The sequence below is a fragment of the Paenibacillus sp. SRL342 genome (assembly GCF_984798905.1).
Genome location: NZ_OZ481790.1, coordinates 6,229,518 through 6,256,070, shown reverse-complemented (window position 1 = coordinate 6,256,070; position 26,553 = coordinate 6,229,518). Strand labels below are relative to the sequence as shown.

Annotated in this window: 25 protein-coding genes, 13 tRNA genes and 4 rRNA genes; 39 read left to right on the top strand and 3 right to left on the bottom strand. The window is 46.6% G+C overall.

What is annotated here, in order from left to right:
- The first annotated feature begins 36 nt into the window (after nucleotides 1-36).
- The 16 genes from AC4E8D_RS27530 (at nucleotide 37) to AC4E8D_RS27455 (ending at nucleotide 11,207) form a co-directional block, all read left to right on the top strand.
- Nucleotides 37-681, top strand: a complete 645-nt coding sequence (locus AC4E8D_RS27530; RefSeq protein ID WP_036607188.1) for an adenylate kinase — start codon at nucleotides 37-39, stop codon at nucleotides 679-681.
- A gap of 3 nt (nucleotides 682-684) precedes the next feature.
- Nucleotides 685-1,437, top strand: coding sequence for a type I methionyl aminopeptidase (gene map, locus AC4E8D_RS27525; RefSeq protein WP_036607191.1), 753 nt, complete (start codon nucleotides 685-687; stop codon nucleotides 1,435-1,437).
- Nucleotides 1,438-1,447: 10 nt separating this feature from the next.
- Nucleotides 1,448-1,756 carry a KOW domain-containing RNA-binding protein gene (locus AC4E8D_RS27520; protein ID WP_036607194.1) on the top strand — a complete coding sequence of 103 codons (309 nt, stop codon included), beginning with the start codon at nucleotides 1,448-1,450 and terminating at the stop codon, nucleotides 1,754-1,756.
- 3 nt (nucleotides 1,757-1,759) lie between these two features.
- Nucleotides 1,760-1,975, top strand: coding sequence for a translation initiation factor IF-1 (infA, locus tag AC4E8D_RS27515; protein WP_017692098.1), 216 nt, complete (start codon nucleotides 1,760-1,762; stop codon nucleotides 1,973-1,975).
- Nucleotides 1,976-2,127: 152 nt separating this feature from the next.
- A complete protein-coding gene (gene rpmJ, locus AC4E8D_RS27510) occupies nucleotides 2,128-2,241 on the top strand; it encodes a 50S ribosomal protein L36 (RefSeq protein ID WP_003333770.1) in 114 nt (37 codons plus the stop codon).
- 20 nt (nucleotides 2,242-2,261) lie between these two features.
- Entirely contained in the window at nucleotides 2,262-2,630 is a 369-nt protein-coding gene (gene rpsM, locus AC4E8D_RS27505; protein ID WP_062329455.1) for a 30S ribosomal protein S13, read from the top strand.
- A gap of 19 nt (nucleotides 2,631-2,649) precedes the next feature.
- Nucleotides 2,650-3,045 carry a 30S ribosomal protein S11 gene (rpsK, locus tag AC4E8D_RS27500; RefSeq protein WP_017692100.1) on the top strand — a complete coding sequence of 132 codons (396 nt, stop codon included), beginning with the start codon at nucleotides 2,650-2,652 and terminating at the stop codon, nucleotides 3,043-3,045.
- Nucleotides 3,046-3,181: 136 nt separating this feature from the next.
- Nucleotides 3,182-4,126 (top strand): DNA-directed RNA polymerase subunit alpha, encoded by a 945-nt coding sequence (locus tag AC4E8D_RS27495; protein ID WP_017692101.1) that lies wholly within the window; start codon nucleotides 3,182-3,184, stop codon nucleotides 4,124-4,126.
- A gap of 34 nt (nucleotides 4,127-4,160) precedes the next feature.
- Nucleotides 4,161-4,526 (top strand): 50S ribosomal protein L17, encoded by a 366-nt coding sequence (rplQ, locus tag AC4E8D_RS27490; protein WP_017692102.1) that lies wholly within the window; start codon nucleotides 4,161-4,163, stop codon nucleotides 4,524-4,526.
- Between the two features lie 159 nt (nucleotides 4,527-4,685).
- Nucleotides 4,686-5,459, top strand: coding sequence for a tRNA pseudouridine(38-40) synthase TruA (gene truA, locus AC4E8D_RS27485; protein WP_490205415.1), 774 nt, complete (start codon nucleotides 4,686-4,688; stop codon nucleotides 5,457-5,459).
- A 205-nt stretch (nucleotides 5,460-5,664) separates the two neighbouring features.
- The gene (gene rplM / locus AC4E8D_RS27480) at nucleotides 5,665-6,102 is read left to right on the top strand and encodes a 50S ribosomal protein L13 (protein WP_024633564.1); all 438 of its coding nucleotides are present in this window, start codon (nucleotides 5,665-5,667) and stop codon (nucleotides 6,100-6,102) included.
- A 19-nt stretch (nucleotides 6,103-6,121) separates the two neighbouring features.
- On the top strand, nucleotides 6,122-6,514 hold the full coding sequence (rpsI, locus tag AC4E8D_RS27475) for a 30S ribosomal protein S9 (protein WP_017692105.1): 393 nt from the start codon (nucleotides 6,122-6,124) through the stop codon (nucleotides 6,512-6,514).
- A gap of 803 nt (nucleotides 6,515-7,317) precedes the next feature.
- The gene (locus AC4E8D_RS27470; protein ID WP_339179703.1) at nucleotides 7,318-8,010 is read left to right on the top strand and encodes a phosphoadenylyl-sulfate reductase; all 693 of its coding nucleotides are present in this window, start codon (nucleotides 7,318-7,320) and stop codon (nucleotides 8,008-8,010) included.
- A gap of 23 nt (nucleotides 8,011-8,033) precedes the next feature.
- Nucleotides 8,034-9,203, top strand: coding sequence for a sulfate adenylyltransferase (gene sat / locus AC4E8D_RS27465; RefSeq protein WP_339305772.1), 1,170 nt, complete (start codon nucleotides 8,034-8,036; stop codon nucleotides 9,201-9,203).
- A gap of 68 nt (nucleotides 9,204-9,271) precedes the next feature.
- On the top strand, nucleotides 9,272-10,027 hold the full coding sequence (gene cwlD, locus AC4E8D_RS27460; RefSeq protein ID WP_339179697.1) for an N-acetylmuramoyl-L-alanine amidase CwlD: 756 nt from the start codon (nucleotides 9,272-9,274) through the stop codon (nucleotides 10,025-10,027).
- 79 nt (nucleotides 10,028-10,106) lie between these two features.
- A complete protein-coding gene (locus tag AC4E8D_RS27455) occupies nucleotides 10,107-11,207 on the top strand; it encodes an Mrp/NBP35 family ATP-binding protein (protein WP_339305770.1) in 1,101 nt (366 codons plus the stop codon).
- An 86-nt stretch (nucleotides 11,208-11,293) separates the two neighbouring features.
- On the opposite strand, the gene gerD is transcribed toward AC4E8D_RS27455, so the two are convergent.
- Entirely contained in the window at nucleotides 11,294-12,049 is a 756-nt protein-coding gene (gerD, locus tag AC4E8D_RS27450) for a spore germination lipoprotein GerD (protein ID WP_221825239.1), read from the bottom strand.
- Between the two features lie 125 nt (nucleotides 12,050-12,174).
- Between gerD and AC4E8D_RS27445 the strand changes: the two genes are divergently transcribed.
- The gene (locus AC4E8D_RS27445) at nucleotides 12,175-12,807 is read left to right on the top strand and encodes a KinB-signaling pathway activation protein (protein WP_221825235.1); all 633 of its coding nucleotides are present in this window, start codon (nucleotides 12,175-12,177) and stop codon (nucleotides 12,805-12,807) included.
- Between the two features lie 99 nt (nucleotides 12,808-12,906).
- On the opposite strand, the gene pdaB is transcribed toward AC4E8D_RS27445, so the two are convergent.
- Nucleotides 12,907-13,683: a polysaccharide deacetylase family sporulation protein PdaB gene (gene pdaB, locus AC4E8D_RS27440; RefSeq protein WP_221825232.1), complete on the bottom strand. Its 777-nt coding sequence runs from the start codon at nucleotides 13,681-13,683 to the stop codon at nucleotides 12,907-12,909.
- A gap of 123 nt (nucleotides 13,684-13,806) precedes the next feature.
- Here pdaB and AC4E8D_RS27435 point away from each other — a divergent pair, with 123 nt between their 5' ends.
- The 20 genes from AC4E8D_RS27435 to AC4E8D_RS27340 all read left to right on the top strand — a co-directional run bounded on the left by AC4E8D_RS27435 (nucleotide 13,807) and on the right by AC4E8D_RS27340 (nucleotide 21,647).
- Nucleotides 13,807-14,424: a stage II sporulation protein M gene (locus AC4E8D_RS27435; protein WP_221825229.1), complete on the top strand. Its 618-nt coding sequence runs from the start codon at nucleotides 13,807-13,809 to the stop codon at nucleotides 14,422-14,424.
- A 153-nt stretch (nucleotides 14,425-14,577) separates the two neighbouring features.
- Complete coding sequence (locus AC4E8D_RS27430; RefSeq protein WP_056697767.1) at nucleotides 14,578-14,808, top strand: hypothetical protein; 231 nt, start codon at nucleotides 14,578-14,580, stop codon at nucleotides 14,806-14,808.
- Nucleotides 14,808-15,038 (top strand): hypothetical protein, encoded by a 231-nt coding sequence (locus tag AC4E8D_RS27425; RefSeq protein WP_221825226.1) that lies wholly within the window; start codon nucleotides 14,808-14,810, stop codon nucleotides 15,036-15,038. Before AC4E8D_RS27430 ends, AC4E8D_RS27425 begins: the two co-directional genes overlap by 1 nt.
- A gap of 249 nt (nucleotides 15,039-15,287) precedes the next feature.
- A 16S ribosomal RNA gene (locus AC4E8D_RS27420) occupies nucleotides 15,288-16,840 on the top strand.
- 156 nt (nucleotides 16,841-16,996) lie between these two features.
- Nucleotides 16,997-17,113 (top strand): 5S ribosomal RNA (gene rrf, locus AC4E8D_RS27415).
- A 36-nt stretch (nucleotides 17,114-17,149) separates the two neighbouring features.
- A tRNA-Ile gene (locus AC4E8D_RS27410) sits at nucleotides 17,150-17,226 on the top strand.
- Between the two features lie 22 nt (nucleotides 17,227-17,248).
- Nucleotides 17,249-17,324: transfer RNA gene (locus AC4E8D_RS27405), tRNA-Ala, on the top strand.
- 206 nt (nucleotides 17,325-17,530) lie between these two features.
- Nucleotides 17,531-20,458: ribosomal RNA gene (locus AC4E8D_RS27400) — 23S ribosomal RNA — on the top strand.
- Nucleotides 20,459-20,532: 74 nt separating this feature from the next.
- Nucleotides 20,533-20,649 (top strand): 5S ribosomal RNA (gene rrf / locus AC4E8D_RS27395).
- Together the 16S, 23S and 5S rRNA genes with 13 tRNA genes alongside form the textbook arrangement of a ribosomal RNA operon.
- Nucleotides 20,650-20,733: 84 nt before the next feature.
- A tRNA-Asn gene (locus AC4E8D_RS27390) sits at nucleotides 20,734-20,809 on the top strand.
- A 3-nt stretch (nucleotides 20,810-20,812) separates the two neighbouring features.
- Nucleotides 20,813-20,885 (top strand) — tRNA-Thr (locus tag AC4E8D_RS27385).
- A gap of 10 nt (nucleotides 20,886-20,895) precedes the next feature.
- Nucleotides 20,896-20,967 (top strand) — tRNA-Glu (locus AC4E8D_RS27380).
- A 7-nt stretch (nucleotides 20,968-20,974) separates the two neighbouring features.
- Nucleotides 20,975-21,050, top strand: a tRNA-Val gene (locus AC4E8D_RS27375).
- Between the two features lie 10 nt (nucleotides 21,051-21,060).
- Nucleotides 21,061-21,135: transfer RNA gene (locus AC4E8D_RS27370), tRNA-Gln, on the top strand.
- 9 nt (nucleotides 21,136-21,144) lie between these two features.
- A tRNA-Lys gene (locus AC4E8D_RS27365) sits at nucleotides 21,145-21,220 on the top strand.
- 6 nt (nucleotides 21,221-21,226) lie between these two features.
- Nucleotides 21,227-21,307: transfer RNA gene (locus AC4E8D_RS27360), tRNA-Leu, on the top strand.
- A 10-nt stretch (nucleotides 21,308-21,317) separates the two neighbouring features.
- Nucleotides 21,318-21,392, top strand: a tRNA-Gly gene (locus tag AC4E8D_RS27355).
- A gap of 7 nt (nucleotides 21,393-21,399) precedes the next feature.
- Nucleotides 21,400-21,476, top strand: a tRNA-Arg gene (locus AC4E8D_RS27350).
- A gap of 15 nt (nucleotides 21,477-21,491) precedes the next feature.
- Nucleotides 21,492-21,565: transfer RNA gene (locus tag AC4E8D_RS27345), tRNA-Pro, on the top strand.
- Between the two features lie 11 nt (nucleotides 21,566-21,576).
- Nucleotides 21,577-21,647: transfer RNA gene (locus tag AC4E8D_RS27340), tRNA-Gly, on the top strand.
- Nucleotides 21,648-21,868: 221 nt separating this feature from the next.
- On the opposite strand, the gene AC4E8D_RS27335 is transcribed toward AC4E8D_RS27340, so the two are convergent.
- Nucleotides 21,869-22,222 (bottom strand): WGxxGxxG family protein, encoded by a 354-nt coding sequence (locus tag AC4E8D_RS27335; RefSeq protein WP_260632706.1) that lies wholly within the window; start codon nucleotides 22,220-22,222, stop codon nucleotides 21,869-21,871.
- 578 nt (nucleotides 22,223-22,800) lie between these two features.
- On the opposite strand from AC4E8D_RS27335, the gene ppc reads away from it, so the two are divergent.
- Entirely contained in the window at nucleotides 22,801-25,593 is a 2,793-nt protein-coding gene (ppc, locus tag AC4E8D_RS27330) for a phosphoenolpyruvate carboxylase (RefSeq protein WP_076217238.1), read from the top strand.
- Between the two features lie 260 nt (nucleotides 25,594-25,853).
- Nucleotides 25,854-26,420 (top strand): RNA polymerase sigma factor SigW, encoded by a 567-nt coding sequence (gene sigW / locus AC4E8D_RS27325; RefSeq protein ID WP_017692117.1) that lies wholly within the window; start codon nucleotides 25,854-25,856, stop codon nucleotides 26,418-26,420.
- The last annotated feature ends 133 nt before the right edge of the window (nucleotides 26,421-26,553 follow it).

The window sequence follows — 26,553 nt, the reverse complement described above, 5'->3', positions numbered from 1 at the left end:
GTTGATGTAGGGTAGTCTTGGAGGGAGTGACATAACGTGAACATCCTATTCATGGGCCCTCCGGGGGCAGGAAAAGGAACGCAAGCAGACGTCATCGTGAAAGAGTTCGGTATTCCCCATATTTCAACAGGCGATGCATTTCGTCTCGCGATCAAACAGGGAACTCCCATTGGCATGAAAGCCAAGGAATATATGGATCAAGGATTGCTTGTACCAGATGATGTAACCATTGGCATCGTTGAAGAACGTTTGCAGCAGCCTGACTGCAGAGAAGGTTTCCTCTTGGACGGATTTCCAAGAACCCTTTCACAAGCAGAAGCGCTCGATGGCATTCTGGATAGATTGAACTCAGGTCTCGATCATGTAATCAACCTGAAAGTGGATCGCAACAAATTGCTGGCTCGTTTGACGGGTCGTCGAATTTGTAAAAACTGTGGTTCCACTTATCATGTGGTATTCAATCCGCCTAAGCAGGAAGGTATTTGTGATAAATGCGCTGGTGAGTTGTATCAACGCTCTGATGATAATGAAGAGAGTGTAGGTACACGACTGGACGAGTATATCAACAAAACAGCACCACTCCTCACGTTCTATGAGACTAAAGGTCTTCTTCGTCAAATGAACGGAGAACAGGATATCGATCAAGTTTCTCAAGAAATCGTGTCCTTACTGAGAGGTTAATTGATGATCATTGGTAAGTCCGAAACGGAACTGGGCTTGATGAGGGAAGCAGGGAGAATTGTTGCGGAAACGCATCGTCTCTTGGCAGAGCATATCGCTCCCGGTATTACGACTGGAGAACTTGACCATATGGCTGATCAATATATCCGCAGTCAAGGAGCTGTGCCGTCTTTCAAAGGTTATAACGGTTTCCCTGCCAGTGTGTGCGCTTCAGTAAATGAAGAGTTGGTACATGGATTTCCCGGCAAACGCAAGTTGAACGAGGGCGATATCGTTACGTTTGACATTGGCGCGCAGTACCAGGGGTATCATGGAGATTCCGCCTGGACTTATCCGGTCGGCCGTATTTCCGAAGAAGCCCGTCGTCTTCTGGACGTTACCGAGGCTTCGTTATACGCAGGTCTGGCGCTGGTAAAACCGGACGTTCGCTTGTTTACAATATCTCATGCAATTCAGAAATATATTGAAGATGAAGGGTTCTCCGTAGTTCGTGAATATGTCGGTCACGGCATAGGCGCAGATCTGCACGAAGAACCACAGATTCCGAACTATGGTCTTCCCGATCGGGGACCACGGCTTAAAGCGGGCATGGTGCTGGCCATAGAGCCGATGGTTAACGTAGGTAGACGGTATGTGAAAACGTTGGAAGATAACTGGACTGTCGTCACGGTTGATGGCAAGTTATGTGCCCACTTTGAACACACTGTAGCAGTTACACCAGATGGTATGGAAATTTTCACGAAACTGAATGCGTAGGTGATGAGGCATGAACAGTCAGTCTAATCCGCAGCTCGGTCAACTTGTGAAGATCCGTAAAGGCCGCAATGCGGACCAAGCCGCAGTAATTGTTGCTATAGCGGACGGTAAGTTCGTATATATTGCGGATGGAGACAAACGTAAGTTTGATCAACCAAAGAAGAAGAATCTTCTTCATCTTGAACTCCAGCCCATGATTAGCAGCGAGGTTGTGAACAGTTTAAACGAGAGTGGTCGGGTGACAAATGGAAAGCTCCGTTACGCGGTTCATTCATTTCTGGAATCCACCAACATTCAAGCTGAAGAGAAAGGAGACTGACTAATGGCTAAGGAAGATGTCATTGAAGTGGAAGGTACGGTTCTCGAACCGCTACCGAATGCAACATTCAAGGTTGAGCTTGAGAACGGTCATCAAATTCTCGCTCACGTTTCCGGAAAACTGCGGATGCACTTTATCCGTATCCTGACTGGAGACAAAGTAGTTGTTCAGTTGTCGCCTTATGATTTAACAAAAGGTCGCATAACTTACCGTAAATAGTAGTAGACAGTTGCAATGAACTGTGAAGCTTATGTAGCGGGTTTTGCCCGGCAAAACTTGCGAAAGCTTCGAAGCCGGTTTTACAATAGTAGAACAAGGTCAATGCTTACGAAGAGGGTTTTGCTTAGCAAAACTTTGAGGAGGTAATTCACATGAAGGTAAGACCTTCGGTCAAGCCGATTTGCGAAAAATGCAAAGTCATTCGCCGCAAAGGGAATGTTATGGTTATCTGTGAAAATCCGAAACACAAACAAAAACAAGGTTAAAGAAGGGGGTGTAGCGTAAAATGGCACGTATAGCTGGTGTGGATTTGCCACGTGATAAGCGCGTTGAGATCGCCTTGACTTATATTTTCGGAATCGGTAAAACGACTTCCCAGAAAATTCTGAGCACAACAGGCATCAATCCGGACACTCGTGTTCGTGATTTGACGGAAGATGAAGTCAGCAAATTGCGTGAAAGTATCGATAAAGAGGTCAAAGTAGAAGGTGACCTGCGTCGAGAAATCTCTTTGAATATTAAACGTTTGACGGAGATCGGTTGTTACCGTGGAGTTCGTCATCGTCGTGGTCTGCCTGTTCGTGGACAACGTACGAAAACGAATGCTCGTACTCGTAAAGGTCCTCGTCGTACAGTAGCGAACAAGAAGAAATAATAAGGGGGGATAAGAGAAAATGGCTAAACCGAAAAAAGTCGTACGTACCAAACGTCGTGACCGTAAGAATATTGAATCTGGCGTGGCGCATATCCGTTCCACTTTCAATAACACTATCGTTACTATTACGGATCCTCACGGAAACGCAATTTCGTGGGCAAGCTCCGGCGGCCTCGGATTCAGAGGTTCCCGTAAATCGACTCCGTTTGCTGCACAAATGGCTGCTGAGACTGCTGCCAAAGCTGCAATGGAACATGGGATGAAAGCCGTTGAGGTTATGGTTAAAGGACCAGGCGCAGGCCGTGAAGCAGCGATTCGCTCTTTGCAAGCTGCTGGTCTTGAAGTTAACCTGATCAAAGACGTAACTCCAGTCCCGCATAACGGATGCCGTCCTCCAAAACGTCGTCGTGTCTAATGAGATTTGCCCCTGCGTGTGGTATATTTCCGGCACAATCTGCTAATAATGGTTGTTTAGGCATACTACTACATGTTTTCGCAAGAGAAGGTAAATGTTTCATAGAGGACCGACGTTTTGAAGGAGGGGTATTGCAGTGATTGAAATCGAAAAGCCGAAAATTGAGACGGTAGACGTCAACGATGATGGCACCTATGGGAAATTCGTAGTAGAACCGCTTGAGCGCGGATACGGTACGACGCTTGGAAACTCGCTTCGCCGAATCTTGCTCTCGTCACTGCCGGGTGCGGCAGTGTCTTCGGTTCAAATCGATGGCGTTCTGCATGAATTTGCTACAGTTCCTGGCGTAATGGAAGATGTAACGGAGGTTATTCTTAACCTGAAAGCTTTGTCGCTTAAGATTCATTCGGACGAGGAGAAAGTGCTCGAGATTGATGCTGAAGGCGAAGGAGCAATTACGGCTGGAGATATCCGTGCTGACTCCGATGTGGAAATCCTTAACCCGGATTTGCACATTGCTACGCTCGGACCAGGTTCGAGACTTCACATGCGTATTTTTGCCAATCGCGGTCGCGGCTACGTCCAGGCAGATCGGAATAAACGCGATGACCAGCCGATCGGCGTCATCCCAGTCGATTCCATCTTCACCCCGATCAGTCGCGTTAACTACGCTGTGGAAAATACGCGTGTCGGTCAAGTGACCAACTATGACAAGCTCACGTTGGAAGTTTGGACTGATGGAAGTATTCGTCCTGAAGAGGCTGTAAGCCTCGGCGCTAAAATTTTGACTGAGCATTTGATGCTCTTCGTGGGTCTTACAGACGAAGCGAAAGATGCAGAGATCATGGTCGAAAAAGAAGAAGACAAAAAAGAAAAAGTACTCGAAATGACGATCGAAGAGCTGGATCTCTCTGTTCGTTCCTACAACTGCCTCAAACGTGCCGGTATTAATACCGTGCAAGAGCTGACTACGAAAACGGAAGAAGACATGATGAAAGTCCGTAACCTCGGACGCAAGTCTTTGGAAGAAGTTCAAGAGAAGCTTGAGGAACTTGGTTTGGGACTACGTACAGAAGAATAGACAGCCGAGTGCTTGAAGTGAAGGAGGGAAAACAATGGCATACCAAAAGTTGGGCCGTAATTCCAGTGCACGTAAAGCTTTGTTCCGTGACCTGGTAACCGACCTGTTCTTATACGAACGCATTCAGACAACTGAAGCGAAAGCAAAAGAGGTTCGCTCTATTGCTGAAAAACTGATCACTAAAGCGAAAAAGGGAGATCTTCATGCCCGTCGCCAAGTGGCAGCTTATGTTCGCCGCGAAACTATCGATGGTGAGCAAGATGCAATCCAAAAACTGTTTAGCGAATTGTCCGGTCGTTACGCTGAGCGTCCAGGTGGATACACTCGTATCTTGAAACTGGGACCTCGTCGTGGTGACGCAGCGCCAATGGTTTACTTGGAACTGGTAGACCGCGCGTAAAACAGATGAGATGAGGAAAGGGGACAGAATCAACGATTCTGGATTAACCCTTTTTTTCTCTTCATTTCGGAATTCGTGCTGTAATAGAAGCTCCGTAAGGGGCTTCTTTTGCTGTTCGGGATAGGGATATGTATAGTATGGAACAAAGGTGTGGTAATAATGCGGAACTTATGTATGACGTTAACTTATGATGGCACTGCCTATTACGGCTTCCAAGTACAGCCGGGTGGGAATACCATTCAGGATCATCTTGAAGATGCGATTCGTGCTTTAACCGGTGAGAAAGTTAAAATTACAGGTTCAGGCCGAACAGATGCAGGTGTTCACGCCCGCAGACAAATCTTTAATTTTCCTACGGAGTCCCAGATCCCGATTGAACGCTGGTGTATTGCACTCAACTCCAGATTACCCTCCGATATTGTCGTCATTGATGCGATTGAAGTTTCGGATGATTTTCATTCTCGCTATGCAGCGAAAAAGAAAACGTATCGTTATACAGTCAATGCGAATCAATTTCCGGATGTATTCAACAGAAGACTGCAGTATCATCATCATGCGAAGCTTGATATTATGGCAATGCAGGAGGGCCTACGACATTTCATAGGGACGTATGATTTTACCTCTTTTGCTTCACGCAAGTCTCAGAAAGAGAATCATGTCCGTTCGGTATACGAAGCATGGATTGAAGTGGACCGAACAATGTGCAGAGACCATCCGCGCGATCAGGGTGTCATTCACATTTATGTGAGTGGTAACGGCTTTTTGCAGCATATGGTTCGTATCATTGTAGGGACACTGCTGGAGATCGGAGAGGGCAAACGGAAAGCCTCTGATGTACCGAATATGATTGCTGCATGTAATCGATCTGCTGCAGGACCTACTGCAGTTAGCTGCGGTTTAATGCTCTGGGATCTTGAATACAAAAAAGATTAAATTTGGTGAGTGAAAAGCTTAATTAACACTTGCGATTTAATTGCCTATCATGTAATATAAAAGTTGTGTTTTCTTAATGGCTTTCCCACAGCCCCAATTAAGAGGTTCACATCAAATTTACAATCCATCAACACCTAAAGTTATAACTTAACGAACGAAGATAAATGAAAATGATGATTTTGAACATTTTAAGGAGGAACTTTTCATGCGTACTACGTACATGGCGAAGCCTAACGAAGTTGAGCGCCAATGGCACATCATTGATGCTGAAGGCAAAACCCTCGGACGTTTGGCGAGCGAAGCAGCAGCTTTGATTCGCGGCAAACACAAGCCACAATTCACTCCACATGTGGACACTGGCGATTTCGTTGTTATCATCAATGCTGAGAAAATCGTATTGACTGGTAAGAAAATGCAAGGTAAAAAATACTACCGTCACTCAATGCACCCAGGTGGTTTGAAAGTAACTACAGCAGAAGAGATGGTTAAAAACAAACCTGAGCGTATGTTGGAACTGGCTGTTCGCGGTATGCTTCCTAAAACTCGCATGGGCGAGAAAATGAAGTTGAGACTTAAAGCGTACAGAGGCACTGAGCATCCACATGCAGCACAAAAACCAGAAGTTTACGAACTTCGCGGTTAATTAAAAGGAGGACAGTTTCATGGCACAAGTACAATACTATGGGACAGGTCGTCGTAAACATTCGGTAGCACGTGTTCGCCTTGTACCGGGTGAAGGACGCATTGTCATCAATAAACGTGATATTAATGAATACTTCGGTTTGGAAACACTCAAACTGATCGTAAAACAACCACTGAACTTGACAGAAACACTCAACAACTATGACGTTCTTGTTATTGCTCATGGTGGCGGAATCTCCGGTCAAGCCGGCGCAATCCGTCATGGTATCTCCCGCGCTCTGCTCAAAGCAGATCCGGAATACCGTGCTTCCCTGAAAAAAGCAGGATTCCTGACTCGTGACCCACGTATGAAAGAGCGTAAAAAATACGGTCTTAAAGCGGCTCGTCGCGCACCTCAGTTCTCCAAACGTTAATATTAAAAGCCTTTGGCCTCGGTCAAAGGCTTTTTTATATATTCATGACTATTCCGCCATATAGTATATTAGTTTGTGCGATAGCTCTCATACCTCTGATGTCTTCCCCCATGCTTGTGCATTTTTCCATCATTGCCTTTTCAATGTTCTCTTAATGTCCCTCAATACAGTCCTATAATATGTACGTTAATACATCTACAGCTTACTGAACCTCTCTAATCGTTTTAGATCCTTGGATTTGCTCTTACGCTTTTACCCATCGCTCACCACACATTCTACAACAGATCTTTATAAAATCATCAATTAGAGCTCACGCCGGATTTCTTGAATGCACTGGGTTTACTGTTTTTTGTGCTTAAATTTTTATTGCAACCTTATCAGTATTTCTTATGGAAACGATAAAAGTCCCTTACATATCAACCGTTAAATGTCACAAAGCTGATCCCCTTAAAACTTCTGCTTTTCGTCCTTCATCTTCAATCGCCCAGTGAATTTTTTATGTTGCTCTTTGCGACATGAACTATCTAAACCCAGCAGCAGCAAAGGTTTCACAGGCCATGAGATGTTTTTATACCTGCCTAATGATCTGAGCCAACAGCTTTGTTTTTATCTCGTTAACAGAGAAATGAATAAATTGAACCAAAATATTGTGTGAGAGCAACGATCAAAAATGGTCAAAAACTGATTTATTTTACCATATGGCAGGCATTGACATCCCCAATGAAAGATTTATACTAAACATAATTCATATTAGATTAGTCGGCTTTAAGTGTATTGAAATGCAGAATGGGGGAAATTCACAGATGAACTTGTTGGAGAAAGAAGAATTGGCACGGGCAAAGGCAGAGGAACTGGAACATGCCAGTCCAGAGGATATTATTCGGTATGCTATTGAAACATTCCCAAATATCACTTTTGCATGTAGCTTTGGTGCAGAAGATGTTGTTCTTGTAGATATGTTGCAGAAGATCAGCCCATCCACAGACATTTTTTATCTAGATACAGATTTCCACTTTAAAGAAACATACGAAACACGTGATAAGATGCAGGAGAACTACAACCTTGAATTTGTACGCGTGTCACCTAAGATTACTCCGGAAGAGCAGGCAGCTCAACACGGTGAAGAGATGTGGAAGTCTGATCCCAATGGGTGCTGTAACATTCGCAAAGTCGAACCGTTAACACGTATTCTTTCTCAGTATGATGCGTGGATTACAGGTATTCGTAGAGATCAAGCACCAACTCGTGCAAACTCGAAGAAGGTTGAATATGATTCCAAATTTGGCCTGATGAAGTTTAACCCGATTGCGCACTGGACGACTGAGGATGTATGGCAATATATTCGTGACAATAACGTTGTATATAACCCTCTTCATGACCAGAACTACCCAAGTATTGGTTGTGAGCATTGCACACGTCAGGTTATGCCTGGTGAGGACCCTCGTGCTGGACGCTGGTCTGGCAATGATAAGACGGAATGTGGCCTTCATAAATAATAGATATACAAGGAGCTGACAAGATGACATCGATTCTGCCTCATGGAGGTACGCTGGTTCAGCGTATCGTACAAGGAGAAGAACGGGAGCAGTTGTTGCAAGACAGTAAAAACTTATCCTCTTTGCTTATTAATACCTGGACGATATCAGATTTGGATCTGATTGGTGTGGGTGCGTTCTCACCACTAGAAGGTTTCTTGAATGAGGAAGATTATCTTTCGGTGGTGTCTCGCATGCGTCTTGCCGATGGAACAGTCTGGAGTATACCGATTACACTTGCTGTTGATGATAAACAAGCCTCATCCCTCCGAATTGGTGAACGTGTGAAACTTGTTGGTGATCAAGATGGAGTAACTTATGGACTGCTCGAAGTCCAAAGTATATACCAGGTGGATCAGGGTGAAGAAGCCCGGCGTGTATTCAAAACAGATGATCCTGAGCACCCGGGTGTTAAAAAACTGTTGGAGCGTCCTGCAACATACGTAGGAGGTCCAATCCAAGTGTTGAACCGTCCAAAACCTTCGAAATTCGAAGAATTCTATTATGATCCTGCAGATACCCGGAAGATTTTTCAGGAGAAGGGTTGGAAGACGGTAGTTGGTTTTCAGACACGTAATCCGGTCCATCGGGCTCATGAGTACATCCAGAAGAGCGCTATGGAGATTGTCGACGCACTCTTCCTGAATCCGCTTGTTGGAGAGACGAAGTCGGACGATGTTCCCGCAGATGTTCGGATGAAGAGTTATCTGGTATTACTGGAGAACTATTACCCGGCTGATCGTGCGTTCCTTGGTGTGTTCCCCGCAGCGATGCGGTATGCCGGACCACGTGAAGCTATTTTCCATGCGATGGTTCGCAAAAATTACGGGTGTACCCACTTTATTGTTGGTCGTGACCATGCGGGTGTGGGTGATTATTATGGAACATATGAAGCACAGGAGATCTTTACGAACTTTACAGCAGAGGAACTGGGGATCACTCCGTTATTCTTCGAACATAGTTTCTTCTGTACCAAATGTGGAAACATGGCATCCAGCAAAACTTGCCCACATGATAAAGAACACCATATGGCGCTTTCCGGCACCAAAGTACGCGGGCTGCTCCGTGACGGTCAGTGCCCTCCACCTGAATTTACACGTCCTGAGGTAGCTGAGGTACTGATTGAAGGAATGGCGGAGCAAGTCCGGTCCTAGCGGTATATTTGTCCATCTTGTCCCATATAGATGATTAGAGTCATTTATAGGGACGAGGTGGTTTTTTTATGCGTAAAAATATGGGGAAACACTTTGTAGTCTGGATTAGGTTAAAAACAATCAAAAGGGTCATGCTGAGTCTCTGTCTGCTGGCCATGTTAGTGGCGGTAATGTCCTATGAACTGCCTTCCGCAAAGACTTCAGGTTATTGGAGTTTGCCGATGGCGGGTAAAGTTATTGCCATTGATGCAGGACACGGAGGTCCCGATGGAGGAGCGGTAAGTAAACAGGGAGTTATTGAAAAAGATATTAACCTGTCTATCGCCTTGTATGTGAGAGATTATTTGCAACAGGCAGGGGCCTTAGTGGTGATGACAAGAGAAATAGACACGGATTTGGCGGACTCGGACACCAAGGGGTACTCTAAGCGTAAGACGGAAGATCTGAAACAAAGAGTACGGCGGATAGAGGATAAGCAAGCAGATCTCTTTATTAGCATTCACATGAACAGTGTCCCATCCAACCGCTGGAGTGGAGCGCAGGTTTTCTATACAACTAACCATCCGGATAACGAAGGTTTGGCTAATCTGCTTCAACAAGAGATGGTTCGTAATCTGGAGAATACAGATCGAATCGCCAAAACGGTGAATACAGTTTATCTGTTACAGGCGCTGAAGATCCCTTCCGCGCTGGTAGAAGTGGGTTTCCTTTCTCATCCGGAAGAGGCACGTATGCTTGCCGACGAAGCTTATCAACGTAAGGTGGCTGCCTCGATCTATAATGGAATTCTCAGATATTCCTCAGGAGAACGGCCTAAAAGTTAGTCAGAACAAGAAAGGTAATGATATAATTGGATCAGCATACCTAATTACATGCCAATAGATAAAGCTGAGGTGCTGTCTGATGTTATCAAAAGAACAGATACTTGAACTATTACAGCCATTACAAGAACCACAATTGGGAGTAAGTCTGACCGAACTGGAATGGGTTCGAGATATTATGGTGAAAGAAAATCATGTGGCTCTGACCTTAGTGACACTGGAAAATCGACCTGAGGATACAACAGCCTTGAGTGATGCAGCGCGTAATCTGTTGTCCCAGCACGGACTGAAGGATGTGCATATTCGTGTGCGTGCAGCTTCTGAGCATGATCGTGAGAGCCTGAATATGGGACAACCCGATGATGAGCCAGATCGGGACGAAGTGCTCGTAAAAGGTCACGCAGCGGGTCTGGATGGACATGAACTGTTAAGTCCTGAATCAGGTGTTCGTTTTATTGCTGTGGCCAGTGGTAAAGGTGGCGTCGGTAAATCAACGGTAACCGTTAATCTTGCTGCAGCTTTGGCACGTCAAGGCAAAAAAGTGGGCTTAATTGATGCGGATATCTATGGCTTCAGTGTACCCGACATGATGGGGATTGAAGAATATCCGGTCGTTGAAGATGGCGTTATTCAACCGGTTGAACGTTTTGGCGTCAAAGTCATGTCGATGGGCTTCTTTATTCGGGAGAACAATCCGGTAATCTGGCGTGGACCCATGCTAGGTCGGATGCTGCGTCAATTCTTTACGGATGTCCAGTGGGGCAAATTGGATTATATATTACTGGATTTGCCACCAGGTACGGGAGATGTTGCTTTGGATGTGCATCAGATGTTGCCACAGAGCAAGGAAATCATCGTTACCACGCCGCATGCAACAGCAGCTTTTGTCGCAGCACGTGCGGGTGCGATGGCCATTCAGACCGATCATGAGTTACTTGGTGTGGTGGAGAATATGGCTTATTATGAGTGCAGCAGTTGCGGAGAGAAGGATTATGTCTTTGGACGTGGAGGTGGGGGAAGACTTGCAGAAAGTCTGCATACAAGCTTGCTTGCCCAGATTCCATTAGGCACACCGGATAATCATCCATCCGAGCCTGATTTCTCACCTTCTGTGTACAAAGCAGATTCCCGTATAGGGGCTATCTACGATGAAGTGGCCAAGTCCATTGAATCCAAATTCTAATGGTATGAGTGTTATAAATACAAATAAAGCCTGCGTCCATTCGGATGCAGGCTTTTCAGTTTCTGTAATATACCAACATCTACTGTTTATGAACCTCCACCGCTGCCAGAATCTCCACTTCCACCATCTCCGCCATCACTACCCTCTTGCCCTTGCCCTTCTTGTCCTCCTTGCTCTTGCCCCTGTTTTCCGCCACTTTCCACTTTGGGTTGCAATTCGTCCTGCACTACCTTCTTGAGTAAAGTGAGTACTTCCATGCGGAACAACGGGTTTTGCATCACTTCCTGCATGACAGTCATCGTCTGTTTACGATAATCCGGAGTCTTGGTCATATCCATGAACATCTTGGATACTTCTGGTGACTTCATGATGTCTCCAACAGATTTTTGATATGTGGGATCTTTAATCAACTGCATATGAAGTTGTTTGCTTTGGGCGTTAATCACTTTGGCGAATTCCCCGGCAAACTGTGGATCTGTCATGATCTTCTCGAATTCCTTCTGGTATTCGGGAGCTGTGATGGTGTCTTTTACTGCAATACGTATTTGTTCCGAAGATTGCACAGGCATTAACATTTTCATACCAATGGTTCCCGAGCCACCACCCGACCCGCCGCCACCTTCTTCTGACCCGCCGCCTTCACCACTGGATGAGCTTTGACCTGTAAGAGCTTCCTCCACCGCTTTCTTGCCTTCGTCACTTTTCAAAATATCTACAACCATTGTTTTCATCTCTTTATAACTGCCCTGAGGAGGCGAAGAACTCTGATCTGAACCGCAGCCGGCAAGCATGACGGATAGCCCCAGTACGACACAGCATAGCTGCCACAAAGGCCGTTTCATGTGTACAATCCCTCCTTGATTAGATACTGGATGTAGTATGTGATGGGAAAGGGGGAAATATGTTGAGCAATGATGGTTTTTTGCTGAGAAGGTTGGTAAAATAAACACTCGGGGGTGGAAAACTTTTGAATTTACGTAGATGGTTTTTCCTGTTTTGGACAGCCTTGCTTATTGGGGCCGCGGGAGCATTGGGTACAGGATTGATTATGATGCTGGTGAACGGGGAGAAAACAAATGGATTGAATGATTTTCTTCTGTATCTTTTGATCCTATTTGGATCAGGGGTTATGATCAGCGTTTATTCACAAATGGGTTTCTTTGCATATCTGATATTGAATTATATGGGTAAAGGTGTATTTCCAAAGCGCGGTTGGCAGATCGTGCAGATTGTACTAACGGTGTTGGCCCTGCTTGACGTGATGTTTTTACGCCTGTTTGTTGGGGGAGACCGGGAGCGCATATCGGATATTGTGTTAGGTATCATTATTTTGGCAGCCGCAATTGTTACCGCTTACGTTAAAGTAAAGCTCACTCATATCTCCGCGCTTGTACCAACACTCTTTTTCATGATTGCCGTCACCATAGTGGAGACGATCGGCGTATTACGTATTGATGTCAATGCTGCAACCATATTTATTGTGGTTCCCTTGCTCTTATGTAATGCATACCAAATGCTGATATTGCACAGGCTGGTGGATGTATCTACGAACCGGAGTGTAAGTGGAAAGGCAGAACAGTTGAGAGAAAGCCGAGCATAAAATTCGTTTTGCATAAAAACATACCAAAAAGAGCTAACCTGGTTAGCTCTTTTCAACTTTTACACTCTTATTTGAGCTGTAGCCCAAGCAATATACCAATTATTGACCGCTGGCTTGATCACGAACTTCCTTACCTTTCACACTGGAATGGTTAAGCAACTCAGACACGGTTACGAATTCATAGCCCTGGTTTTTTAATTTGTCGATAATGACAGGGAGTGCCTCATGAGTTTGTTTAGAGGAATCACTTGCATGCAGCAGTACGATGTCCCCTGGATGTGCTTTGCTTACTACACGATCAACAATGGTCTGTACACCAGGGTTTTTCCAATCCAAGGAGTCGGTATCCCACTGTACAACCTGATAATTCAAACTATTGGCTACCTGAAGCACTCGCTTGTCAAAGTCCCCGTTGGGCAGACGTATTAATTTCGGTTCTTTCCCTGTTAAATCGGTTAAAATGCTATGAGCTGTCGAAATTTCTTTGCGAATTTCTTCCTCGGTCAGGCTGCTGTAGTTCTCATGTCTGTGACCATGGCTGCCAATTTCATATCCTGCCTCTTTGATGGCAGTAACAATTTCGGGGTGTGTCTTGCTCCAGGGGGACGAAAGGAAAAAGGTTGCCTTCTGCACTTTATTCTCCTGAAGAACTTTCAGAATCGGCTCTGTCCGTTTATCTCCCCAGCTGATGTCAAAGGTAAGTGCAATTACCTTCTTCTCGGTTGGAACGCTGTAGACGGCTGATGGTGCTTCCTCCGAGAATACGGAGACATTGCCACGCTCCAGATAAATAATACCGATCGCAAAGATGGCAGCAACGAAGACAATCAGGTACCGTTTAATCTTTTTGCCGCTAAATACATAGAACGAGTTCATTTCAATAAGCGCCCCTCTCCCATAAGAAATGCTTGTTTACTCTCCAATGTATGCTCGTACTCCCCAGTTATTCGTAACACGAACCTTGTTTGTCCATCATTTTAGATTCTACAGGAGGTTATTATGTTAAAATTCAGTACATTTCTTAGAGATCTTGGTTCCATCCGCAGTGCATTAATCTGGTCCGTAGTTTTGTTTGCTGTTGGAATAGGGGCAGGATGGGTGAGTACAGGGCCTCTAGAAGAACTGTTGTTGAACCAAATCGGAGGTTTACGTGAAGTCAGTGAACGGCTGGAGCAGGGGGGCAATGTGCAATGGAACTTCTTCCTGTTTATCTTTTTCAATAATGCCATCAAAAGTGTACTTGTCATCTATGCCGGTATATTCTTCGGAATTCTGCCTGTCATCTTCCTGCTGATCAATGGGATGGTCCTTGGATTTGTGGTGCACACCACGATGAATTATGGAGCAAGCTTCTATGATATTGTGGTTAAAGGTTTACTTCCGCATGGCATTATTGAGATTCCGGTCATTATTATTGCTTGCGCCTTCGGACTGAAGTTCGGTGGTCTGGTTATCCAAAGCCTTGCACAACTTGGAAGTGACAAGCGAAATATGATGGGAAACCGGTGGAGAGCATTCATGAATAGGACGTTAACGGCATCCTTCTGGGTTGTCATCTTGCTTCTTGTTGCAGCAATCATCGAAAGCACACTTACGTATACTCTGGTGAGAGGATAAAATTTTGTGATGGTTGGCATTCATAAATTTTCAGAAAGTTGACCATAACAATAAAACGGGTTCCAGCAGCACCCACAAAAAGCGAATGCACGGGTGTTGCATGAAACTTCTGTAAGTGTGATAAAGAGGCTATGCACAAAAAGGAGAACTCTAATGCTGGGTATGTTGTTTAACGATAAGGAATGCAAGGAATTAGACTATGTGCTACGTAAAGAATTAGATGAAATGCTGTTCGATCTGAGTGATAATCGTCTTGACCAAGAGATCAAATATGCTATCGCGAGCCGATATAAGACTGTGTTCCGCATGTATGCACGCTTTGCCCCGCCAAAAGAGTTGTCCAAGTATGCAAGAGGTGGAAAACTGAAAAAGTCGAAGCCGTAATGCTGAAGCTGGTCATATATTCGATTTACAGTAGTGGAAGTGAGGTGCGGCTCTCAATAGCGGGTGCTGTACCTCTGAACCATGAAAATGCGAAATTGTTGGGGGGTTCACTACTTTTTGTCGAAAAAGGGTTGACCTTTCTAATTTCATATGGTAAATTAATTTTCGTTCCTTTTTTAGGAGTGGTTCACCGAAAAAAGCATGAAAATAAAGCGATTGAAAAGAATTGAAAAAATAATGCTTGCAAAGAGAACTTCAACATGATATATTATAAAAGTCGCCGCTGAAACGACGACAACATGAAAAACAGAACTAAATTGAATGTTTGATCTTTGAAAACTGAACAACGAGTGAGTAAACATTCTGCTTGCAGAATGACGCGAAAGTTGAAGACAAGCCTTGGCTTGAATCGACTGGAGCACAAATGAGATTTTTAATCTCGTCAGATTCAAAATGAGCTTATCGCTCTTTTCAATACTTTATTGGAGAGTTTGATCCTGGCTCAGGACGAACGCTGGCGGCATGCCTAATACATGCAAGTCGAGCGGAGTTGATAGGGAGCTTGCTTCCTTGATACTTAGCGGCGGACGGGTGAGTAACACGTAGGCAACCTGCCCTCAAGTTTGGGACAACTACCGGAAACGGTAGCTAATACCGAATAGTTGTTTTCTTCGCCTGAAGGAAACTGGAAAGACGGAGCAATCTGTCACTTGGGGATGGGCCTGCGGCGCATTAGCTAGTTGGTGGGGTAACGGCTCACCAAGGCGACGATGCGTAGCCGACCTGAGAGGGTGATCGGCCACACTGGGACTGAGACACGGCCCAGACTCCTACGGGAGGCAGCAGTAGGGAATCTTCCGCAATGGGCGAAAGCCTGACGGAGCAATGCCGCGTGAGTGATGAAGGTTTTCGGATCGTAAAGCTCTGTTGCCAGGGAAGAACGCTTGGGAGAGTAACTGCTCTCAAGGTGACGGTACCTGAGAAGAAAGCCCCGGCTAACTACGTGCCAGCAGCCGCGGTAATACGTAGGGGGCAAGCGTTGTCCGGAATTATTGGGCGTAAAGCGCGCGCAGGCGGTCATTTAAGTCTGGTGTTTAATCCCGGGGCTCAACCCCGGATCGCACTGGAAACTGGGTGACTTGAGTGCAGAAGAGGAGAGTGGAATTCCACGTGTAGCGGTGAAATGCGTAGATATGTGGAGGAACACCAGTGGCGAAGGCGACTCTCTGGGCTGTAACTGACGCTGAGGCGCGAAAGCGTGGGGAGCAAACAGGATTAGATACCCTGGTAGTCCACGCCGTAAACGATGAGTGCTAGGTGTTAGGGGTTTCGATACCCTTGGTGCCGAAGTTAACACATTAAGCACTCCGCCTGGGGAGTACGGTCGCAAGACTGAAACTCAAAGGAATTGACGGGGACCCGCACAAGCAGTGGAGTATGTGGTTTAATTCGAAGCAACGCGAAGAACCTTACCAGGTCTTGACATCCCTCTGACCGGTACAGAGATGTACCTTTCCTTCGGGACAGAGGAGACAGGTGGTGCATGGTTGTCGTCAGCTCGTGTCGTGAGATGTTGGGTTAAGTCCCGCAACGAGCGCAACCCTTATATTTAGTTGCCAGCACTTCGGGTGGGCACTCTAGATAGACTGCCGGTGACAAACCGGAGGAAGGTGGGGATGACGTCAAATCATCATGCCCCTTATGACCTGGGCTACACACGTACTACAATGGCCGGTACAACGGGCTGCGAAATCGCGAGATGGAGCCAATCCCAACAAAGCCGGTCTCAGTTCGGATTGCAGGCTGCAACTCGCCTGCATGAAGTCGGAATTGCTAGTAATCGCGGATCAGCATGCCGCGGTGAATACGTTCCCGGGTCTTGTACACACCGCCCGTCACACCACGAGAGTTTATAACACCCGAAGTCGGTGGGGTAACCGCAAGGAGCCAGCCGCCGAAGGTGGGATAGATGATTGGGGTGAAGTCGTAACAAGGTAGCCGTATCGGAAGGTGCGGCTGGATCACCTCCTTTCTATGGAGAATCGTTTCCCGAGTGGAAACATTCAAATAAGTAGGTTCTTAGAACCTACAACAGCGATTCATTTTGGTCTATCACTTCGGTGTGGATGAAATGAAGAGCAAAGCAACTCACTCGTTGCTCAGTTTTGAGAGCTTAAACTCTCAAACGTTTGGTGGCGATAGCGAAGGGGTTCCACACGTTCCCATCCCGAACACGACCGTTAAGCCCTTCAGCGTCAATGGTACTTGGACCGCAGGGTCCTGGGAGAGTAGAACGCCGCCAAGCGTAACCCATTTTGGGTTAAAATAGTATATGTAATGTGGGCCCTTAGCTCAGTTGGTTAGAGCGCACCTCTGATAAGGGTGAGGCCGGTGGTTCGAGTCCACCAGGGCCCACCATCTATACCTTTAAACTTTATATGGGGCCATAGCTCAGCTGGGAGAGCGCCTGCCTTGCAAGCAGGAGGTCAGCGGTTCGATCCCGCTTGGCTCCACCAAAAATGTTTTACAAGTTTGTTCTTTGAAAACTAGATATCGAAACGAAACAAACGCGAATTAGAACATTCCTTTAAGCTGAACTTGTGCAAACAAGTCAAGTGTATAAAGGTAGTTAAATTGCTTTTGTGATGGTATCGGGTGAGAGTGACTTTTGGCTTTGCGCAAGCAAACCAAGGGAAGCGAACGACCGAAACCGGAACAAAATGGTTAAGCTACTAAGAGCACACGGAGGATGCCTAGGCGCTAGGAGCCGATGAAGGACGTGGCGAACAACGAAACTGCCTCGGGGAGCTGTAAGCAAGCTTTGATCCGGGGGTGTCCGAATGGGGAAACCCAGCTGGGGTAATTTCCAGTTACTCATAACTGAATACATAGGTTGTGTAGAGGCATACCAGGGGAACTGAAACATCTAAGTACCCTGAGGAAGAGAAAACAATAGTGATTCCGTCAGTAGCGGCGAGCGAACGCGGAGAAGCCCAAACCAGAGAGCTTGCTCTTTGGGGTTGTGGGACGTCTCACATGGAGTTACAAAGGAACCGGTTAAGCGAAGAGGTCTGGAAAGGCCCGCCAAAGAAGGTAAAAGCCCTGTAGTTGAAAGTCTGTTCCCTCCGAGACGGATCCCGAGTAGTGCGGGGCACGTGAAACCCCGTATGAATCCGGCAGGACCATCTGCCAAGGCTAAATACTTCCTAGCGACCGATAGTGAAGCAGTACCGTGAGGGAAAGGTGAAAAGCACCCCGGAAGGGGAGTGAAATAGAACCTGAAACCGTGTGCTTACAAAAAGTCAGAGCCCGTTTTAGGGGTGATGGCGTGCCTTTTGTAGAATGAACCGGCGAGTTACGTTCCCGTGCAAGGTTAAGGTGAAGAGCCGGAGCCGCAGCGAAAGCGAGTCTGAATAGGGCGACTTAGTACGTGGACGTAGACCCGAAACCGGGTGATCTACCCCTGTCCAGGGTGAAGGTGCGGTAACACGCACTGGAGGCCCGAACCCACGCATGTTGAAAAATGCGGGGATGAGGTGGGGGTAGCGGAGAAATTCCAATCGAACTCGGAGATAGCTGGTTCTCCCCGAAATAGCTTTAGGGCTAGCCTCGGAAAACAGAGTCGTGGAGGTAGAGCACTGATTGGGTGCGGGGCCCGCAAGGGTTACCAAGCTCAGTCAAACTCCGAATGCCATAGACTTACTTCCGGGAGTCAGACAGTGAGTGCTAAGATCCATTGTCAAAAGGGAAACAGCCCAGACCATCAGCTAAGGTCCCCAAGTGTGTGTTAAGTGGGAAAGGATGTGGAGTTGCACAGACAACCAGGATGTTGGCTTAGAAGCAGCCACCATTGAAAGAGTGCGTAATAGCTCACTGGTCGAGTGACTCTGCGCCGAAAATGTAACGGGGCTAAACACACCACCGAAGCTATGGCTTGATGCTTTGCATCAGGGGTAGGGGAGCGTTGTATAAGGGTTGAAGGTGTACCGTAAGGAGCGCTGGACATTATACAAGTGAGAATGCCGGTATGAGTAACGAAAAGATCAGTGAGAATCTGATCCGCCGAAAGCCTAAGGGTTCCTGAGGAAGGCTCGTCCGCTCAGGGTAAGTCGGGACCTAAGGCGAGGCCGAAAGGCGTAGTCGAAGGACAACAGGTCGAAATTCCTGTACCACCGTAAGCCGTTATGAGCAATGGGGGGACGCAGTAGGGTAGTGACGCGGACTGATGGATGTCCGTCTAAGCAGTGAGGCTGATGTGTAGGCAAATCCGCACATTGTAAGGCTGAGCTGTGATGGGGAGCGAAAATTATAGTAGCGAAGGTCATGATCTCACACTGCCAAGAAAAGCCTCTAGCCAGGTGATGGTGCCCGTACCGCAAACCGACACAGGTAGGCGAGAAGAGTATTCTAAGGCGCGCGGAAGAACTCTCGTTAAGGAACTCGGCAAAATGACCCCGTAACTTCGGGAGAAGGGGTGCCCCGGTAGTGTGAATAGCACGAGGGGGCCGCAGTGAAAAGGCCCAAGCGACTGTTTAGCAAAAACACAGGTCTGTGCGAAGCCGTAAGGCGAAGTATACGGGCTGACGCCTGCCCGGTGCTGGAAGGTTAAGGGGAGTGGTTAGGGAGTAATCCCGAAGCTGTGAACCGAAGCCCCAGTAAACGGCGGCCGTAACTATAACGGTCCTAAGGTAGCGAAATTCCTTGTCAGGTAAATTCTGACCCGCACGAATGGCGTAACGACTTGGGCGCTGTCTCAACGAGAGATCCGGTGAAATTTTAATACCTGTGAAGATGCAGGTTACCCGCGACAAGACGGAAAGACCCCATGGAGCTTTACTGCAGCTTGATATTGAATTTGGGTACGATCTGTACAGGATAGGTGGGAGCCTTTGAAGTGTGAGCGCCAGCTTGCATGGAGGCAACGTTGGGATACCACCCTGATCGTATCTAGGTTCTAACCTGGTACCGTAATCCGGTGCGGGGACAGTGTCAGGTGGGCAGTTTGACTGGGGCGGTCGCCTCCTAAAGAGTAACGGAGGCGCCCAAAGGTTCCCTCAGAATGGTTGGAAATCATTCGAAGAGTGCAAAGGCATAAGGGAGCTTGACTGCGAGACCTACAAGTCGAGCAGGGACGAAAGTCGGGCTTAGTGATCCGGTGGTACCGCATGGAAGGGCCATCGCTCAACGGATAAAAGCTACCCTGGGGATAACAGGCTTATCTCCCCCAAGAGTCCACATCGACGGGGAGGTTTGGCACCTCGATGTCGGCTCATCGCATCCTGGGGCTGAAGTAGGTCCCAAGGGTTGGGCTGTTCGCCCATTAAAGCGGTACGCGAGCTGGGTTCAGAACGTCGTGAGACAGTTCGGTCCCTATCTGTCGTGGGCGTAGGAAATTTGAGAGGAGCTGTCCTTAGTACGAGAGGACCGGGATGGACGTACCGCTGGTGTACCAGTTGTTCCGCCAGGAGCACCGCTGGGTAGCTATGTACGGACGGGATAAACGCTGAAAGCATCTAAGCGTGAAGCCCCCCTCAAGATGAGATTTCCCAGTATGTAAGACCCCTTGAAGACGACGAGGTAGATAGGCTGGGGGTGGAAGTGCAGCAATGCATGGAGCTGACCAGTACTAATCGGTCGAGGGCTTATCCAATAGCAAGTTGTAATTCGCATGTTTCGTTTCGAATCTAGTTTTCAGAGAACAACACTCTGAATGTAAGCTACGCGTTTGGTGGCGATGGCGGAGGGGTTCCACACGTACCCATCCCGAACACGACCGTTAAGCCCTCTAGCGCCGATGGTACTTGGACCGCAGGGTCCTGGGAGAGTAGGACGCCGCCAAGCGAACTCTTTCATCATACATAGAAAACAGGCTCTGCATGTGGACGTTGTACGATGAATTGCATTTGCAGTGCAAATGCATATTATTCCCTGATAGCTCAGTTGGTAGAGCACTCGACTGTTAATCGAGTTGTCACAGGTTCGAGCCCTGTTCGGGGAGCCATTTGCTCTCATAGCTCAGTAGGTAGAGTGCATCCATGGTAAGGATGAGGTCACCGGTTCGATCCCGGTTGAGAGCTTTGGAAATGGGGCCCGTTGGTCAAGGGGTTAAGACACCTCCCTTTCACGGAGGTAACAGGGGTTCGAATCCCCTACGGGTCATATAGTTGGAGGCTTAGCTCAGCTGGGAGAGCATCTGCCTTACAAGCAGAGGGTCGGGGGTTCGATCCCCTCAGCCTCCACCATATTTTTTATTGGGGATTAGCCAAGCGGTAAGGCAACGGACTTTGACTCCGTCATGCATAGGTTCAAATCCTATATCCCCAGCCATTTTAGTATGAGTCATTAGCTCAGTTGGTAGAGCACCTGACTTTTAATCAGGGTGTCGAAGGTTCGAGCCCTTCATGACTCACCATCATATGCGCGTGTGGCGGAATTGGCAGACGCACTAGACTTAGGATCTAGCGTCTTTGACGTGGGGGTTCAAGTCCCTCCACGCGCATCCTTTATTTGCGGAAGTGGCTCAGCGGTAGAGCATCGCCTTGCCAAGGCGAGGGTCGCGGGTTCGATTCCCGTCTTCCGCTCCAATATTTTGCGCCCTTAGCTCAGCTGGATAGAGCGTTTGACTACGAATCAAAAGGCCGGGAGTTCGAATCTCTCAGGGCGCGCCATTATTTTTTTAGTATCGGGATGTAGCTCAGCTTGGTAGAGCACCTGGTTTGGGACCAGGGGGTCGCATGTTCAAATCGTGTCATCCCGATTTTTGTTTATGCGGGTGTAGTTCAATGGTAGAACTTTAGCCTTCCAAGCTAATAGCGTGGGTTCGATTCCCATCACCCGCTTACAGGATATAACGAAAGAGCCTTTGCAGATGCAGAGGCTTTTTTACTTTTGTTAACGTAAGAATTAGCAGTTATTTTATGTAAGGTACAAGTACAGGTTTATTAAAAAAAGAGCCAAGACCCTTTACTATCCAAATAGGGGGTCTTGGCTCTTCTGTTTATCTCTGTGGATGAGCTGCCTCTAAAACGTAGCAGCTATTGTATAGTGAAGAGCGCACAATTTAACGTTCGTTACGATCCGTCACTCTTTTACGCATGCCAGCTAGCCCCAGTAGTCCCAACAAACCAAGCCAGCCCCAATCCATACCATTATCACGGTCGTTCGTAGTGGCGTTCGCCCGAACATTGTTGGTACGATAGTCACCATTGTTGCGGTAGTTTCCATCCATATTCATATTCATGTTGGAATTAGTGTTTGTGCGGTCCATGTAGTTGGTGTCCTGATAAGAGCGAACACGTGAACCGTTGGTGTTGGTATCCACACCTTTGGACATTTGACCATCAGCAGCAGCAGGGCCTGCCATCGCGGCCACCAGAAGCACGGAAGCAATAATTGTTGTACCCTTCTTCATCATTTAAGTTCCTCCTTTTTAGTAAGAGCTATAGATTAATCTGCCCAAAAAGCTAAGAACATTATGTAGAAATGGTCTGTTAAGATATCCCTACAATTACAGTAGGTTAGGAACATACATAAGAAAGACCCCTGGTAAGCAGACTTGTATTGGGAAGGAATTTTTAATTTTATCTTTAATTTATTACATCACTGTGGTAAAGTATACAAAAGCTTGCTTTGCCGGTCATGTTTCTTTGTATATCATCTGTTCTCAAATAATGAAATTATACGGTTTAACCTTACGATCAGGTACGATGGATCATATCTAAAGTAACTGTATATTTATAAATTTTTAAGCATAGGTATGAGACATTTGATTTATCTAAAGTACGTGAAAAAGGTATCATGCGACAGCATATGACCATTAATTGAAGCAGAACAAGAAAATGAATAAAAAAGCGTGTTTTTGTGCTGTAAATCGGGGATAATCCCCATTTTTTCTAGTAGAAAAATAAAGATTTTCGTACCATTTTATTGTATGATGTTATGAAGGTGTCAAATTTACGCGTACGAATGGAACGATCAGATGGGAGGATAAGCATGACTGAAACTATGGTAACCGCCAGCAAAAGCCAATCCAACAACCTGCTTCGGCGAGACGTGCGGTTCCTGGGCAATATACTCGGAGAAGTTCTTGTCCATCAAGGCGGCACGGAGCTTCTAGATATCGTTGAGAAGATTCGGGAAACGAGCAAATCGTTGCGTGCAGAATTTCTGCCAGAACTCTATGCAGAGTTCAAAACGATGATCCAGGAATTAGACTCGGACAATCGTCACCAGGTTATTCGGGCTTTCGCTATTTATTTTCAATTAGTTAATATTGCTGAACAAAACCATCGGATCCGGCGTAAACGGGATTATGAACGTTCTGCTGGGGACGCTGTGCAGCCAGGATCGATTGAGAAAGCAGTACAGGATCTTAAGGAACGTGGACTGTCTCATACAGAGGTGGAAGAGATTCTTGATGATTTGTCACTGGAACTCGTTATGACAGCTCACCCAACCGAAGCCATGCGCCGGGTTATTCTGGACATCCACAAGCGGATATCCGAAGATGTCATGTCACTTGATAATCCTACGCTGACGTTGCGTGAACGTGAACAGTTGCGGGAGAAGTTGCTGAACGAAGTCATTACACTATGGCAGACTGATGAGCTTCGTGACCGTAAACCGACTGTGCTTGATGAAGTGCGGAACGGGATGTATTACTTTCATGAAACGTTGTTCCACGTACTTCCGGATGTATATCAGGAGCTGGAACGCTGCCTGAACAAATTTTATCCTGACCATGACTGGCATGTGCCGACGTATTTGCGGTTCGGTTCCTGGATCGGTGGAGACCGGGATGGAAATCCTTCGGTAACTTCAGATGTAACATGGCAGACACTGTTGATGCAACGCAAGCTCGCTTTGCGTGAATACCAACGGATTATGATTGAACTTATGGGCCATCTCAGCTTCAGCACGAACATCATTCACGTATCGGATGAGCTGGTGCAGTCGATTGAGCAGGACCGTAATTCTGTTACATTGAAAAAAGTGGATATCTGGCGGAATGAAAAAGAGCCATACCGCATCAAATTGGCTTATATGATTGCCAAGCTGAACAATGTACTGGACGAGAACAAATTAGGTCAGCCTGACCGTTATCATAGCGCACAGGATTTGATTGATGAACTGATGATTATTGATCGAAGTCTGCGCCATCATTTTGCCGATTACGTAGCAGATACAACCATTCGCAAAATGATTCGTCAAGTCGAGTTGTTTGGTTTCCATACCGCAGCATTGGATGTGCGTCAGCACAGTAAGGAACATGAAAATGCGATGTCGGAGATTTTGGCGAAAATGAACATTGTAGAGGATTATGCGCGTCTGACTGAAGACGGTAAAATCGATCTGCTTGCTCGTTTGCTGGATGATCCACGTCCGCTTACTTCTCCTTATCACCAATACACGGAGGGAACCAAAGAATGTCTGGATGTCTTCCGTACCATTAAGCGTGCCCAAAACGAATTTGGGAACGGCTGTATCACAAGTTACCTGATCAGTATGACGCAGGGCGCAAGTGATTTGCTGGAGGTTATGGTATTTGCCAAGGAAGTGGGCTTATTCACCAAAGGACACAATGGTGAGGTTGTATCTACTCTTCAAGCGGTACCACTGTTTGAAACGATTGATGATCTACATGCGGCTTCGGACATTATGCAGAAGCTGTTCAACCTTCCTGTATACCGCGCAAGCGTAAAAGGACGGAATGAACTGCATGAAATCATGCTTGGTTATTCTGACAGTAACAAGGATGGCGGAGTGGTTACAGCCAACTGGGAACTGCGTGTAGCAATGAATGCCATCACGGCTGTAGGTAATGAACATGGCGTTAAGCTGAAGTTCTTCCATGGACGTGGCGGGGCTCTGGGACGTGGCGGCATGCCACTCAACCGCAGTATTCTTGCTCAACCACCACATACGATTGGTGGGGGCATCAAGATTACGGAGCAGGGAGAGGTTATTTCTTCCCGTTATTCCCTTCAGGGGATTGCATACCGCAGTCTGGAGCAGGCAACTTCGGCTCTAATCACAGCAGCACTTAATGGGCTTGAGCCGCAAGAGTCAGCATCCGAGCGTCATTGGGACAGCATCATCAAAGAGATTTCGGAAGTATCTCTGACGAAATATCAGGATCTGATTTTCCGTGATCCAGACTTCTTCACATTCTTCAAAGAATCAACGCCGCTTCCGGAGGTTGGTGAGCTGAACATTGGCTCCCGTCCATCCAAGCGTAAAAATAGTGATAAGTTTGAAGATCTGAGAGCGATCCCTTGGGTATTCGCATGGACTCAAAGTCGTTATCTGCTTCCGGCATGGTATGCGGCAGGAACAGGATTGCAAAGTTACTATCAGGGTAAAGAGGAAAATCTGGTTGTCCTGAAAGAAATGTATGCAAGCTTCCCATTCTTCCGTACATTAATTGATACGGTACAGATGGCCGTAGCCAAGGCAGATCTGGTGATTGCCAAAGAATATTCAGCAATGACTTCGAACAAGGAAGCCCGTGATCGCATATACGGTCAGATTGAAGCCGAATTCAAACTCACAAAAGAGTTGATCCTGAAAATTACCGGAGAAGCTGAAATTCTGGATGATGTACCGGTTATTCAAGAATCCATTCGTCTTCGTAACCCTTATGTAGATCCGTTGTCCTACATGCAAGTTCAACTTCTGAGCGAGCTCAGAGATATGCGTGAACGTGGTGAGGATGATACGGAACTGCTCAGAGAAGTGTTGCTGACAATTAACGGCATCGCTGCAGGACTGCGTAACACAGGTTGATGATTGAACTGCTTCATTTGAATAATCATATGTAACAAAGAACCCATTACTTTGTTGAATAAAAGCTCCATTCTCTGCTCTACGGAGTGAGAGATGAAACGGGACTCCTGCGGGAGTTCCCGTTTTTACTGTTTTTGGCGGATATTTGTCATACAGTCTTGATTTTTGACCAAAGTTGATTTACGATTTGATTGGTGAATTACAAGTGTGGACGGGTATCAGAAGACGGAAGACCCATCAGCATGTCTGGGGGAATAAGGGTGGACAATTTGGAGAACAGGCTTGTGAAATTGGTGCTCAAGGGAGACCAGAGAGCCTTCGCAGAAATCGTTGAACTATATAAGGACAAGCTATTTCATTTGGCATACCGGATGCTGAACAATCGTCATGAAGCTGAAGACGTTGTGCAGGAGACGTTTTTGCGTGTGTTTCGTAATATGGAGAAGTACGATCCGAACCAGAAGTTCTCAACCTGGATATACCGGATCGCAACGAATCTGTGTATTGACCGACTGCGCAGAAAGAAACCTTCATACTCTTTGGATGCTGAACTGAATGACCAGGAAGGATCTGATGGTTATGCGATGCTCCCGAGTGATGATCGTACACCGGAGAGTGAAGCGCTCCTGTCAGAAACGCAGACACTCATTCGTGAGGCTATTGACAGTTTGCCAGCCAAGTATAAGTCCGTTATGATTTTGAGATATTTACAGGACTTGTCGCTACAGGAAATCAGTGACGTGACAGGTATGCCCGTAACAACGATTAAGACACGCGTTCATCGGGGCCGTGATTTTCTACGTAAAAAATTGGAGTACAAGTTATAAATGTTAAACGCTTTTAAATATGGGCGAAATTATTTGAAACATATCCGAAACGGATGCGTATGTAATGTATGCAAGTCTTATGCGTGCTTTTTAATGGCACATGGACTAAGTGATTTAAGAAAGGATTGGCTCT

Excerpts from the sequence above, each read along its gene's own strand:
- AC4E8D_RS27430 (WP_056697767.1), top strand. The coding sequence starts at position 14,578 with ATGCTGGGTATGTTGTTTAACGATAAGGAATGCAAGGAATTAGACTAT.
- rplM (WP_024633564.1), top strand. The coding sequence starts at position 5,665 with ATGCGTACTACGTACATGGCGAAGCCTAACGAAGTTGAGCGCCAATGG.
- AC4E8D_RS27520 (WP_036607194.1), top strand. The coding sequence starts at position 1,448 with ATGAACAGTCAGTCTAATCCGCAGCTCGGTCAACTTGTGAAGATCCGT.
- rpsM (WP_062329455.1), top strand. The coding sequence starts at position 2,262 with ATGGCACGTATAGCTGGTGTGGATTTGCCACGTGATAAGCGCGTTGAG.
- map (WP_036607191.1), top strand. The coding sequence starts at position 685 with ATGATCATTGGTAAGTCCGAAACGGAACTGGGCTTGATGAGGGAAGCA.
- infA (WP_017692098.1), top strand. The coding sequence starts at position 1,760 with ATGGCTAAGGAAGATGTCATTGAAGTGGAAGGTACGGTTCTCGAACCG.
- AC4E8D_RS27335 (WP_260632706.1), bottom strand. The coding sequence starts at position 22,222 with ATGATGAAGAAGGGTACAACAATTATTGCTTCCGTGCTTCTGGTGGCC.
- AC4E8D_RS27425 (WP_221825226.1), top strand. The coding sequence starts at position 14,808 with ATGCTGAAGCTGGTCATATATTCGATTTACAGTAGTGGAAGTGAGGTG.
- sat (WP_339305772.1), top strand. The coding sequence starts at position 8,034 with ATGACATCGATTCTGCCTCATGGAGGTACGCTGGTTCAGCGTATCGTA.
- AC4E8D_RS27470 (WP_339179703.1), top strand. The coding sequence starts at position 7,318 with ATGAACTTGTTGGAGAAAGAAGAATTGGCACGGGCAAAGGCAGAGGAA.
- cwlD (WP_339179697.1), top strand. The coding sequence starts at position 9,272 with ATGCGTAAAAATATGGGGAAACACTTTGTAGTCTGGATTAGGTTAAAA.
- rpsI (WP_017692105.1), top strand. The coding sequence starts at position 6,122 with ATGGCACAAGTACAATACTATGGGACAGGTCGTCGTAAACATTCGGTA.
- rpsK (WP_017692100.1), top strand. The coding sequence starts at position 2,650 with ATGGCTAAACCGAAAAAAGTCGTACGTACCAAACGTCGTGACCGTAAG.
- AC4E8D_RS27455 (WP_339305770.1), top strand. The coding sequence starts at position 10,107 with ATGTTATCAAAAGAACAGATACTTGAACTATTACAGCCATTACAAGAA.
- truA (WP_490205415.1), top strand. The coding sequence starts at position 4,686 with ATGCGGAACTTATGTATGACGTTAACTTATGATGGCACTGCCTATTAC.
- gerD (WP_221825239.1), bottom strand. The coding sequence starts at position 12,049 with ATGAAACGGCCTTTGTGGCAGCTATGCTGTGTCGTACTGGGGCTATCC.
- pdaB (WP_221825232.1), bottom strand. The coding sequence starts at position 13,683 with ATGAACTCGTTCTATGTATTTAGCGGCAAAAAGATTAAACGGTACCTG.
- rplQ (WP_017692102.1), top strand. The coding sequence starts at position 4,161 with ATGGCATACCAAAAGTTGGGCCGTAATTCCAGTGCACGTAAAGCTTTG.
- rpmJ (WP_003333770.1), top strand. The coding sequence starts at position 2,128 with ATGAAGGTAAGACCTTCGGTCAAGCCGATTTGCGAAAAATGCAAAGTC.
- ppc (WP_076217238.1), top strand. The coding sequence starts at position 22,801 with ATGACTGAAACTATGGTAACCGCCAGCAAAAGCCAATCCAACAACCTG.
- AC4E8D_RS27435 (WP_221825229.1), top strand. The coding sequence starts at position 13,807 with ATGTTAAAATTCAGTACATTTCTTAGAGATCTTGGTTCCATCCGCAGT.